The 11629-nt window shown below is 54.4% G+C and carries 11 protein-coding genes; 3 read left to right on the plus strand and 8 right to left on the minus strand.

The genetic code is table 11. The features are described from left to right. The first annotated feature begins 1 nt into the window (after position 1). Positions 2-955: a CobD/CbiB family protein gene (locus QQJ87_RS06720; protein ID WP_284280722.1), complete on the plus strand. Its 954-nt coding sequence runs from the start codon at positions 2-4 to the stop codon at positions 953-955. A 5-nt stretch (positions 956-960) separates the two neighbouring features. On the opposite strand, the gene rsgA is transcribed toward QQJ87_RS06720, so the two are convergent. The 3 genes from rsgA to QQJ87_RS06735 are packed head-to-tail and all read right to left on the minus strand — an operon-like array spanning position 961 to position 3522. Then, complete coding sequence (rsgA, locus tag QQJ87_RS06725) at positions 961-1887, minus strand: ribosome small subunit-dependent GTPase A (protein WP_284280724.1); 927 nt, start codon at positions 1885-1887, stop codon at positions 961-963. Next, positions 1877-2260, minus strand: coding sequence for a 4a-hydroxytetrahydrobiopterin dehydratase (locus QQJ87_RS06730; protein WP_284280796.1), 384 nt, complete (start codon positions 2258-2260; stop codon positions 1877-1879). The genes rsgA and QQJ87_RS06730 overlap by 11 nt, the downstream gene beginning before the upstream one ends. A 5-nt stretch (positions 2261-2265) precedes the next feature. After that, entirely contained in the window at positions 2266-3522 is a 1257-nt protein-coding gene (locus tag QQJ87_RS06735) for a M48 family metallopeptidase (RefSeq protein ID WP_284280725.1), read from the minus strand. 90 nt (positions 3523-3612) lie between these two features. Here QQJ87_RS06735 and orn point away from each other — a divergent pair, with 90 nt between their 5' ends. Then, positions 3613-4218, plus strand: a complete 606-nt coding sequence (gene orn, locus QQJ87_RS06740) for an oligoribonuclease (protein ID WP_284280726.1) — start codon at positions 3613-3615, stop codon at positions 4216-4218. 23 nt (positions 4219-4241) lie between these two features. Here orn and QQJ87_RS06745 read toward each other — a convergent pair whose 3' ends face one another. Together QQJ87_RS06745 and QQJ87_RS06750 are read right to left on the minus strand one after the other, a co-directional pair. Continuing rightward, the gene (locus tag QQJ87_RS06745; protein ID WP_284280727.1) at positions 4242-6005 is read right to left on the minus strand and encodes a hypothetical protein; all 1764 of its coding nucleotides are present in this window, start codon (positions 6003-6005) and stop codon (positions 4242-4244) included. An 86-nt stretch (positions 6006-6091) separates the two neighbouring features. Then, a complete protein-coding gene (locus QQJ87_RS06750) occupies positions 6092-6343 on the minus strand; it encodes a type B 50S ribosomal protein L31 (protein WP_284280728.1) in 252 nt (83 codons plus the stop codon). 295 nt (positions 6344-6638) lie between these two features. Here QQJ87_RS06750 and QQJ87_RS06755 point away from each other — a divergent pair, with 295 nt between their 5' ends. Next, a complete protein-coding gene (locus QQJ87_RS06755) occupies positions 6639-8306 on the plus strand; it encodes a methyl-accepting chemotaxis protein (protein ID WP_284280730.1) in 1668 nt (555 codons plus the stop codon). A gap of 67 nt (positions 8307-8373) precedes the next feature. Here the strand turns inward: QQJ87_RS06755 and groL are convergent, their stop codons facing one another. The 3 genes from groL to QQJ87_RS06770 form a co-directional block, all read right to left on the minus strand. After that, positions 8374-10026 (minus strand): chaperonin GroEL, encoded by a 1653-nt coding sequence (gene groL, locus QQJ87_RS06760; protein WP_284280731.1) that lies wholly within the window; start codon positions 10024-10026, stop codon positions 8374-8376. Between the two features lie 29 nt (positions 10027-10055). Next, on the minus strand, positions 10056-10346 hold the full coding sequence (locus QQJ87_RS06765) for a co-chaperone GroES (RefSeq protein ID WP_284280732.1): 291 nt from the start codon (positions 10344-10346) through the stop codon (positions 10056-10058). A 134-nt stretch (positions 10347-10480) separates the two neighbouring features. Further along, on the minus strand, positions 10481-11473 hold the full coding sequence (locus tag QQJ87_RS06770; protein WP_284280733.1) for an AraC family transcriptional regulator: 993 nt from the start codon (positions 11471-11473) through the stop codon (positions 10481-10483). Positions 11474-11629: the final 156 nt, after the last annotated feature.

Genomic DNA, 11629 nt, shown 5'->3' on the forward strand with positions numbered 1-11629 from the left:
TTTGGCTTTTTTCGCCTTGATCCTGGCTGTCATTCTGGAGACTTTTCTGTCGACTGATCCCCTGGATGCGTTCAAGGCCAGGGTTCAGCAGTTCAGTGTCCAGTTTGAAGTGCGGTTCGACCGTTTGGGTGCGCCATCGCTGGTGGTCCTGCAATGGGTGGTTCCAGTTCTGGTGTGGTGTGGTTTGGCTTGGTTGGCCCACCGTTTTTTGAACAACCTGTATTCGCCGCTTGCGGGTTTGTTCAGCCTGTTCGTGCTGGTGTACGCGCTGCGTTTCCGGCAAATGGCCGAGGTGTTTACCAACCTTCAGCTCTTTCTGAACCAGGGCGATTTTTATCGCGCTCGCGAGCTTTATCTGGACTGGCACAAAACCTATGGTCTGAATGAGCCTCACATCCACAACCCGGAAGAATTGATGATCGATGCGGTCAGTCATGGGGCCGAACGGGCTTTGCGTCAGTATTTTGCGCCGGTGTTCCTGTTCCTGCTGATTCCAGGGCCCGTGTTGCTGGTCTTCTATCTGGGCGTGTTGTACAGCGTCACGCAGGACAAAGCGCGACACCAGCAACTTGAACTCGCGGTTGAACATCCAACGATGTCCGAGCTCTGGGCAAAATCAAGGATTCAGGCCATCGCCAACCCTCGGTTTGTGTTGTACGCACTGGAATGGATACCCACTCGACTGTTGGGATTGACGATTGGTTTGCTTGCCCAGTTTGACGACACCTTGTTTGCCTGGCGTCAGGCGCTCTTGCATTCCCGCTTTTCGAACAGGGCGCCTCTGGCTGCAGCTTGCCTTACCGCGGTGGGTTTGTCGGGCGACGCCACTCGGGGGCGAAGCGACAGCACCGGCGGTGCCAGCGCATTGATGCTGTTCAGGCGTCTGCTGTTTCGCAGCATTGTGGTCTGGCTCGGCTTGGCTTTGCTCCTGGCCGTGGTCGGTCTGCTGCCTTGATCAACTCAATAGTGTGTGGTCTGAATTTCGTCGAGCAACAGTTGCATCAACTGTAGACGCGGTGCAAACAGCTCCCCTTCTTCAATTGCAATTTTGACCGCGCATTGTGGTTCTTGTTTGTGTTGGCAATTTGCAAATCGACAGCGCATTGCCTGGTGTGCGATGTCGGTGAAGGCATCTTTCAATTCGTCCGGGCTGAGGTGATTCAGGCCAAAAGCCTGAAAGCCAGGCGAATCTATCAGCCGAATTCCGTTTTCACCTTCGAACATTTGGGTGTGCGTCGTGGTGTGCTTGCCGGCATTCAAAGCGATAGACACCTCATTGGTGGCTGCCACAGCATGTGGAATCATCAGGTTCAACAAGGTGGACTTGCCCATGCCGGATTGACCGAGAATCAGTGAGCACTTGTTTTTTAGCAGGGACTGAAGCAGTTCTTTGGCCTGTTCAGCCTGTGTCCGAACGCTTAAAAAATGAATGGGCACTTCACCGTGGGTCCATTGGTGCAGGCGTTTTTCGATGTCTTTGCGATCGTTTTCGCCTTGCAGCAAATCGGTTTTATTGAACACAATGTGCAAGGGTACACCGGCCGTTTGGCAGGCAATCAAGGTGCGGCCAAGCAGTTCGGTGGAATAGGGCGGGCTGCTGGCCAGTACCAGAATGGTTTGATCCAGGTTGGATGCAAACAACTTGCTTCGCATGGCATCAGATCGATACAACAGATTTCGTCGCGCTTCGATTTGTTCGACCCAGGCTTGATTGTCACCGCTGGGTTGGATCAGAATGCGGTCACCCACCGCCACCTCTCGGCGTTTTCCCTTGCCAAATACCTGCCAAAGGGTCTGGTCCTCACTGCGGGCAAGGCTGTGACGCCCGTAGCTGGCAATCACCGTTGCCCCGATCAGTGCCGCCTTGCCGTGTTTCTCAGGTTTCAACAGAGTTCAGCCCTTTGAACAATCGGTCCAGCTTGGCTGCGCAGATCCAGTCATTGTCAGAAATACCTCCCGCGCTGTGGGTGCTCCAGTGCACTTCAATGGCACCGTAGGAAAAGGTCACTTCCGGGTGGTGATCTTCCTGGTCAGCCAGCTGGCATGTGCAATCAACCATGGCCTTCACCGCGCCGAACTGCCCCGGCTGCCAACTACGCCACAGGCTGATTGCTTTGCCTTCCTGTGCGCTGGTCTGCACCGACCAGCCGTCAAACAGGGCAAGCTGGGCTTGAATTTCCGAGAGAGACCATTGGTCTTTGGCCGTGATGTGCCTGCATTTCTCGCCTTCCCAATCTGAAGGGGGTCTGGGCGTTTTCATCGATTTCAAGTCAGCGCTCCGAGCGATTTCAGATGGGCGATTCGTATGGCTGCAGGTGGATGGCTGTCGTAAAACGCAGAATGAAGGCGATCGGGCGTCAGGGTGGACGCGTTGTCTTCGTACAGTTTGACCAGTGCACTCACCAAATGCTGGGCTGCGCTTTGCTGGGCGGCATATTCGTCGGCTTCAAATTCATGTTTTCTGCTCAGCCACGACAGCAGCGGCCTGAACGGAAAGGTGAAATAGGGCAATGTCATGGCAAACAGCACCAGAGCCATGGCGTGTGGACCGTTGATGAAATCGGGCGTAACACCCAGGCCCGAGTAAAACCAAGGTGCGGTTAACAATTGACCCAACACAAAAAACAGGACGAAGCTGGACAGGCCTGAAAACACCAAGTGTTTGGTGATGTGCTTCTTTTTGAAGTGTCCGAGTTCATGGGCAAGCACGGCTTCAATCTGATCGTCATTGAGTCTTGAAAGCAAGGTGTCAAAAAACACGATTCGCTTGGCTTTGCCCATGCCGCTGAAGTAAGCGTTGCCGTGGCTGGAGCGTTTGCTGCCGTCCATCACGAACAGGCCGTCAGAGTCGAATCCGCAGCGCTTCAGTAGTTCAAGAATGCGATTGCGTGTGTCGCCTTCCTGAAGTGGTGTGAATTTATTAAACAAGGGCGCGATTACGGTCGGAAACAGCCACATCATCAGCAGGCTGAAACCGAACCACACCAGCCACGCTGCAACCCACCAGAATGGGCCCGCCTCACGCATCAGGTAAAGCACGACCAGCAGCAGTGGTGCGCCGATGGCTGCGCCCAGCGCCAGTCCTTTGACCCAATCGCCGAAGAACAGGGCTTTGGTCATGCGGTTGAAACCGAAATCGGCTTCCAGTTTGAATTGCTTGTAGTAAGCCAGAGGCAGGTCAATCAGGGAGCTGATGAAACCCACTGCGGCCACCAAGGCCAGGCCAGACAACAGCCCGTGACCCATGCTGGCCGTGTATGACTGAATCCATTGCAGGCCGCCCAGCAGGGTGAAACCCAGCAGCACCGCAGTCTCGATGAAAAGGTTGATCATGCCAAGACGGGTTTTTGCGATGCTGTAACGCGCTGCTTTTTGATGCGCCTCCAGTTTGATCTGCCCAGTGAAGGCATCTGGAACCGCATCGCTGTGTTGGGCGATGTGTCGAATTTGTCGGCTGGCCAGCCAGAGGCGAAGGCCGACGCTGAGCGCAACCATCATCAGGAACAGGATCGTAAAAACCATAGACTTCTCACCACTTTCAGCGGGAGGCTGTGCGTCACCGTGTGCGACAATACAGCCTTGATTGTTGATTATTCAGGTACTGCTTTTATTATGTCACAAGCGAGCGAAACTTCCTCTTCAGACGCAACAACCCCGCCACGCGACGACTCTCGACTGGTGTGGGTCGACATGGAAATGACCGGGCTTGATCCCTTCAATGACCGCATTATCGAGGTGGCTGTGGTGATCACCGACAGCAATCTTGAAGTGCTGGCCCACGGCCCGGTTATTGCCGTGCATCAAAGTGATGAAGTGCTGGCTGGCATGGATGCGTGGAACACCAACACACACGGACGTTCAGGGCTGACACAAAGGGTCAAGGAGTCCACCATTGATGAGGCACAGGCGCAGGCCCTGTTGCTGGAGTTTCTGGCCACTTACATCGGACCCAACAAAAGCCCCATGTGTGGCAACAGCATTTGTCAGGATCGCCGCTTCATGGCCAAATACATGCCGGAACTGGAATCCTATTTTCACTACCGCAACCTGGATGTCAGCACTCTGAAAGAGTTGTGCAAGCGGTGGAACCCGGTGTTGAGCAAGCAGTTTGTCAAGAAAACCAAGCACACTGCACTGTCTGACATTCTCGAGTCGATTGACGAATTGCGCTTTTACAGAGAGCACTTTTTGATCAAACCCGAAAGCGCCACGGCCTGACCCCAGTCAAGGCCGAGATGGGTTTAATGCCGTGTGTACAGATAAAAGCGCTCGCGTCGGTCTGAATTTCGGTTGCCTGCCCAGATCAATTGCCAACCCAGCGGGTTGTCGGCTTCCAGAATGCTTTTGCTAACCAGATGCACATCCGTGTCGTCCTGTAAAAGCAGAAACGTACAACGCTTGCTTTTTGCGTTGTGGTCGACGTTCACGAACTTGCGCAGGCTGTGATACTGCAACGTGGCTCTTTGAGCGAAACCCAGGTTGTAGTCTTCAATGCAGCTGATTTTGCCGTTGGTGTCTGGCGGCACAAAATCGGCGATGGCCTCACCCAGAGGCTGGAAGGTTTTGGCGTAGTTGATGCGTGGTATCCAGAGGGTCATCAACAAAAACCAGATCAGGGTAATGCCACCACTGGAGAGAATCATGGGACGCCACAGCGCCCTTGGACCGGCGCTGGTTCGCCAGATGATCAACCGGACCCATGCATAGCTGGCCAAAAGGGCCATTGCCAATTCAAGGCCAACCACACCCGGAATGTAGCCGGGTGAAAGGCGTTCGAAATTTCGAGCCAGTTGAGCGGGGTATCCAAACGTGGCCGCAGACCAACCCAACCAGACCAGCACAGCACCAAATGTGAAACAAATCACGGCAAACCAGTCGATCAGACTGGTCAGGCCGCGCCGCATGGTGGACAGGCCAAGCGCCGCCAAAACGGACAGTGGGGCCAACAGAGGGAAGTAGTTGGCTTCTTCCGAGGGGTTGGTGATGCAGACCACCAACACACCAGCGGCAGCTGCTGCAAAAGGTATCCGCAAAGCGGGTTCACGAAAGGCACCGCGATAGCGCCAGACTGTCCAGGCTGACATGGGCAGAATGGGCCACAGAAACCAGGAGGCCGTTTTAACCGTGTTGATCAGGGTGTTTTTATCGAGCGACTTTTCGGGGTCTAGCAGTAAAAAGCGATTCGCATTCCAGTGGTTCCATCCGTCCCACCAAGCCTGCCCTTGCTGATTGGACAATAGCCAGAAAAACCAGAGGCCAAAGGCAACGCCAAACACCAGTGCCGCGCGCATCATGCGCCGCAACTGACCAAAGCGCAGCGAATTGTGGCTTGACGAATTGAGCATCAAGACCAATAGAAAAGGCAGTGCATGTGACCAGCCACGGGCAAAATAGGCGATTGCGAGTCCCCAGCCGATCATCCAGCCAGCGCCGATCGGGCGATCCAGAGAGCGCACATAGCCCAGCAACAGGATCGACAGGCCCGCCAGCTCTGGCAGTTCGGCCCCTTGCATGTGTGACCGAACCAACAGGCCAAGCGTTGCCAGTAAACACAATACGGAAGCGTCGGCGACGGACCTGGCGTAGTCCACACGTGTGGGTGCCGTGCCCAGAGGGTCCTCGGGCTGAAGTTCAACCCGTCTGGCCAACCGGTAAGCTGTATTCCAGATTGCCCAGCCCGCCAGAATCAACCAGACCGCGTTGCCAAGCCGCATGGCGTCATCAAGCCAGCGCCATGGCAGATTGACCAGCAGGGCCAACTTTCCTAGTCCACCCGAGAGCCAGGCCCCCAGCAGACCCTCTTCAGTAAAAAGCCGGTCACCGATTTGGGAAAAGGACCAGTGCTGAATGCCGTGGGTCGCAAAATAGAAGCCTTGCCCGAAGCCGATGGCGTCATCGGGCTTCCAGGGCGCGCGGGCAAACAGCCCGGGCAGTATGTAGAGCAAAATGACGCCCCAGAGCAGTCGTCTGGACAGGCGTGTGTTGTTTGCAGCAGTAAGGGCCATGTGAGGTCAATCAATAAAAAAGGCAGCCAGAATACCTGTGCTGCCTTTTTTTATCACAGATTTGCCAGCGGCAAAGCTGAGAGGGCTTACTTCTTGAATCGATCGAAACGCTGACGGAACTTCTCAACGCGACCGGCGGTGTCCAGAATCTTGTTCTGCGCGCCAGTGTAGAAGGGGTGTGACTCTGAAGACACGTCCAGCTTGATCAGGGGGTATTCCTTGCCTTCGTGTTCTGCAGTTTCACGGCTTGGTGCTGTGGAACGGCAAATGAATTTGAAGCCGTTGGACATGTCCATGAACAACACTTCGCGGTAGTTTGGGTGAATGCCTTCTTTCATCGATTTCTCCTGGTGCAGCCAATCAGGTAGCGGGTTTGCGCAATCACGCAATGCCCCAATGCGTTATGCCTTTGTGTTGTTTCGCCTTTGAAAACAACCGGCACCTGAACACTTGCGGGTTTGTAAAATAGCCGTAGATGATATCAGGATTCTCGTTTTAAAGGCAATTTTTTCTTTGAAATCATGCCAGATGTGGTTTCGCCCCTCAACGGGTGAGCGCTACAAAGGGTGAGTACACCACCGTGTCGTTTGCGCATACTGAAACGGTTTACTCAACTGATTGGCAGGAAACGACATGAAAGTATCATTGACGCTCGTGCAGAAAATATTGGCAATCTGCGGGCTGTGTGGCATTGCATTGGGGGTATCGCTGGGGGTGGTTTATGGCCGAATCCAGGCCGTTCAGTCAATCAAGACACAGTCGATCGACAAAATGAATCAGGAAAACCAAGTGATTCTGGACATTTTGCTGGCCAACCATGAAACGAGTCGAATGGCTGCAGGCTTCAAGGATGTGCTGTTGCGTGGCACAGTAGAAGCCGACGCCACAAAACACACCGGGGAATTCAACGCGCATCGGGCGACCGTGGTCAAATTGCTGGATGACATTGCCAGCCTGCCTTTGGTAAAGGGCAATGCCGAGAAGTTGAAGGAAATCCAGCAGTGGAAGGCCACCTTCATTGAGGTGGCCGACAAGTACGCCGCGCAGCTCGCCTTGCATCAAGTGGGTGATCCGCTTCAATATCAGGCGCTTGACCATGCGGTGCGGGGCATAGACAGGCCCGTGTACAAGATCGGTCTGTCGATACAAGACCACTACATCAAAGAGCAGGCGGAAAGTGCGAAGGCGATGTCGTCAGATCTTGGTGACATGCTGAATGGTCTTTTTCTATTTCTTGCTGTGTCAATGGGGCTGACATTGACCGTGTTGGTGGGTGCTTTGCTGTGGTATGCCCGCGGTTTGAAGTCTTCGCTGGGCGCCGAGCCTGGAGAACTGGCGGCAGCGGCCGATCAAATTGCCCAAGGGGAATTGAATACCCTGACTCTGCAACGCCACCAGCCATCGCAGGGCAGCCTTGCGCATGCCTTCGAATCCATGCGTTTGAATCTTGTCAAGCTGGTCGGTTCCATGCAACAGAAGGCGGATGGCCTGCAACGCGCCGTGGACAACATCAAACATCAGCTTGACGCTGTTGAAGAGGGCGCTTCAAGGCAGGCCGAGGCCAATAGCTCAATGGCAGCAAGCATCGAGGAAATGGGTGCCTCCGTCAGCCAGCTCAATGACTTGTCGGGTAACACCTACAAGGCGGCGGATGAATCCAGTCAATCCACAGTGAAAGGCTTGTCCATCGTCAGTTCAACCGCAGACAACATGGAAATTACCGCTCGGGGTGCTGACCAGTTGAGCCAGCGCATCCATCAACTGGGTCAGCAATCCGAGAACATCAACCGAATTATCCAGGTGATTGAGGAAATCGCTGAGCAGACCAACTTGCTCGCTTTGAATGCGGCCATCGAGGCTGCTCGCGCCGGCGAACAGGGTCGTGGCTTTGCCGTCGTCGCCGATGAGGTTCGCCTGCTTGCGGAGCGGACCACCAAATCCACCTCAGAGATTGAAAGCATGGTTGCAAACATTCAACAAGGCACACGCGAAGCCGTGCAGGAAATGAGCCAATGGACCGAGCGAACCAAGGAGGGGCTTGAAAAAGTCAATGAGGCGAAAGGCTTGATTCAGGGGCTCAATACGAGGGCAGGGGATGTCAAGTCACTCAGTTCAGAAGTGAACAGTTCCTTGGGCGAGCAATCTGCTGTGGCTCAGCAGTTGTCTGAAAATGTGGAAAGATTGGCCGCCCAGGCGGAGGAAAACGCCCATTGCGTTCAAGGCATACGCAGCACACTGGAAGAGCTGCTTGCGGTGTCGTCAGCCTTGGGCAAAGAGGCCTCGGCCTTCCGACTGGCTTAGGCGAAGGCGATTTCAACAAAAAAGGGCCCCGAGAGGCCCTTTTTCAATGGCGAAGCCGGTCTGGCAATTACATGCCCATACCGCCCATGCCACCCATACCGCCCATGCCACCCATGTCTGGCATGCCACCGGCTGGCTTGTCTTCAACCAGTTCGGCAACCATGCAGTCAGTGGTCAGCATCAGGGAAGCCACAGATGCAGCATTCTGCAGTGCAGTGCGGGTCACTTTGGTTGGGTCCAGAACACCCATTTCAACCATGTCGCCGTACTCGCCTGTGGAGGCGTTGTAACCGTAGTTGCCTTCACCCGCCATCACGTTGTTGGCCACAACAGAAGACTCTTCACCGGCGTTGGTCACGATCATGCGCAGTGGTTCTTCCATGGCGCGCAATACGATCTTGATACCGGCGTCCTGGTCTGGGTTTGCACCCTTCAGGCCGGAAATCTTGGCGCGGGCGCGCAGCAGAGCCACACCACCACCAGGAACGATGCCCTCTTCAACGGCGGCACGAGTGGCGTGCAGCGCGTCTTCAACGCGGGCTTTCTTTTCCTTCATTTCAACTTCGGTGGCAGCACCAACCTTGATCACGGCAACACCGCCTGCCAGCTTGGCCACGCGTTCCTGCAGCTTTTCACGGTCGTAGTCAGAGGTTGACTCTTCGATCTGGGCACGAATCTGCTTGACGCGCGCTTCGATGTTGGCACCTTCACCAGCGCCATCAATGATGGTGGTGTTTTCTTTGCCCACTTCGACACGCTTGGCCTGACCGAGGTGCTCCAGGGAAACCTGTTCCAGCGTCATGCCGGTTTCTTCAGCAATCACTTGGCCGCCGGTCAGGATGGCGATGTCTTCCAGCATGGCTTTGCGACGGTCACCGAAGCCAGGAGCCTTCACTGCCACTGTTTTCAGAATGCCGCGGATGTTGTTTACAACCAGAGTGGCCAGTGCTTCACCTTCGATGTCTTCTGCGATGATCAGCAGTGGGCGGCCAGCTTTGGCAACCTGTTCCAGTGTTGGCAGCAGGTCACGAATGTTGCTGATTTTCTTGTCGTGCAACAACACGAATGGGTTTTCCAGCAGGGCAACCTGTTTTTCCTGATTGTTGATGAAATAGGGTGACAGATAGCCGCGGTCAAACTGCATGCCTTCTACCACGTCCAGTTCGTTGTCCAGGCTCTTGCCGTCTTCAACGGTGATCACACCTTCCTTGCCCACTTTCTCCATGGCTTCGGCAATGATCTTGCCGATGGATTCGTCGCTGTTGGCGGAAATGGAACCCACCTGTGCGATGGCCTTGTTGGTTGAGCAGGGCTTGGACAGTTCACGCAGTTCCGCGATGGCGGCTGTAACAGCCTTGTCGATGCCGCGCTTCAGGTCCATGGGGTTCATGCCGGCTGCAACGAACTTCATGCCTTCTTTCACAATGGCTTGTGCCAGCACTGTGGCGGTGGTTGTACCGTCACCGGCGTTGTCAGACGTTTTGGAAGCCACTTCCTTGACCATCTGTGCGCCCATGTTTTCGAACTTGTCTTTCAGTTCGATTTCTTTGGCCACTGACACACCGTCTTTGGTGACTGTGGGGGCGCCGAAAGAGCGCTCAAGCACCACGTTGCGACCTTTGGGGCCCAGAGTGACCTTCACTGCGTTGGCCAGGATGTTTACGCCGCGCACCATACGGCTGCGTGCGTCGTCGCCGAAAAATACTTCTTTAGCTGCCATGATTCAATTCCTCTTAAGTATCTGTTCGATTAGCCTTCGATCACGCCCATGATGTCTTCTTCACGCATCACGAGCACTTCCTGACCGTCCACCTTGATGGACTGGCCTGCGTACTTGCCAAACAAGACGCGCTGACCGACTTTGACGTCCATCGGAATGATTTTTCCGCTGTCGTCGCGCTTGCCTGGGCCAACAGCCAGAATTTCGCCTTGGTCCGGCTTTTCGGCTGCGCTGTCAGGAATCACGATGCCAGAGGATGTCTTGCGCTCACTTTCAAGACGCTTCACGATCACGCGATCATGCAACGGACGAATGTTCATGGATTTCACTCCTAAGTAATTGTGTGTGAATGCTTTTGTTGGATACTGACCAGCAAGTTGTTAGCACTCGCTGTCATCGAGTGCTAATAATAGGGACGCCATCCTGTGTTTTCAAGGGGTAGTGTCAAAATTTTTCAGAGATTTTTACGACATTGCGTGGCGGTCAGTCCGGTCCAGCGTTTGAAGGCCTGCGAAAAACTTGAAAGGTCGGAAAATCCCAGGGTTTCTCCAATTTCAGCCATGGTGATTGACTTGTTCTGAAGCATTTCCAGCGCCATCTCGCGTCGGGTTGCAGCGCAGATGTCCCGGTAGCTGGTGCCTTCTTCCGACAAGCGTCTTCGGAATGTGCGTTCCGACAAGTGAAGCATGCGGGCCATGGTCGGTAGGTCGGGGCATCCGACACCGGGCACTCTGAGGTATTGGCGAACGCGTTCACTCGTTGTTGCCGTTTGTAGCCGCCTTTGAATCAGTTCAGTGCAAAGTTGCTCGCACATGGCCACCGTCATCGGGTTGGCTTGCGGAAGTGGGTAATCCAGAAGGGTCGAAGACATTAAGATTTGATTGCGTGCGCATCCAAATGTCAGCGGGTATTCAGGCCATTCAGGCTGGTGTTTTTGCGGGTAGTCGTCAAAAGCCAGTTTGCGGGTGCGAAATTCGATTCGTTCTATTCCTTCGGCTTTGGCGGTCAATTCATGCAACAGATTCAGCGCTGCTGCCATGTCCCTTTCAATCAAAAACTGAGTCAGCACCGGGTCAAGTTCAGGTTCGCCAAAGGTCAGCGTGCCCCCGTTGGCGTTTTCGCTGAATCCGATGAGGGAAAACGCGAAAGTCAGCTGAATGAACCGCAGCGCCAGTTTAACGGCGTCTTTCAGCGTGGCGCTGCTAATCAATCCGTAGCCCCACAAGCCAAATGAAGACAAGTGGTAACAGCCCCCCACCTCAAAGCCAAGGCCGTTGTGTCCAAGTGCGCGAATCAGGTTTTGTACCACCCGCAATTCCTGACCGGCAGACACCTCAAGGTGCATCAGTTCGAGTTGGCTGCTGCTGACGCCACTACCCGCCAGCATCTTGTCGGCTTCAAGTCCTTTCAGTTGTGCGAATTTGACGAGCACTGCAATGCTGGCCACGCTGCGCCTGAAATCCCAGAAGTGCATTATGTGTTTGTGTAAATTGGCCTGTGTTGGCCTAAATTCTAAAGTGATTGTCCTTTTCTGTCATGGGTTTATTGCGCGGGTCTGCGATATGATGTTAACGAGTGTAAATAAAAACAAGATCGACACTGA

The organism is Limnobacter litoralis, assembly GCF_030160455.1.
Lineage (GTDB): Bacteria > Pseudomonadota > Gammaproteobacteria > Burkholderiales > Burkholderiaceae_B > Limnobacter > Limnobacter litoralis.

Coding starts and splice junctions, on each gene's coding strand:
- QQJ87_RS06730 (WP_284280796.1), bottom strand. CDS start 2,260: ATGAAAACGCCCAGACCCCCTTCAGATTGGGAAGGCGAGAAATGCAGG.
- QQJ87_RS06735 (WP_284280725.1), bottom strand. CDS start 3,522: ATGGTTTTTACGATCCTGTTCCTGATGATGGTTGCGCTCAGCGTCGGC.
- orn (WP_284280726.1), top strand. CDS start 3,613: ATGTCACAAGCGAGCGAAACTTCCTCTTCAGACGCAACAACCCCGCCA.
- QQJ87_RS06745 (WP_284280727.1), bottom strand. CDS start 6,005: ATGGCCCTTACTGCTGCAAACAACACACGCCTGTCCAGACGACTGCTC.
- QQJ87_RS06750 (WP_284280728.1), bottom strand. CDS start 6,343: ATGAAAGAAGGCATTCACCCAAACTACCGCGAAGTGTTGTTCATGGAC.
- QQJ87_RS06755 (WP_284280730.1), top strand. CDS start 6,639: ATGAAAGTATCATTGACGCTCGTGCAGAAAATATTGGCAATCTGCGGG.
- groL (WP_284280731.1), bottom strand. CDS start 10,026: ATGGCAGCTAAAGAAGTATTTTTCGGCGACGACGCACGCAGCCGTATG.
- QQJ87_RS06765 (WP_284280732.1), bottom strand. CDS start 10,346: ATGAACATTCGTCCGTTGCATGATCGCGTGATCGTGAAGCGTCTTGAA.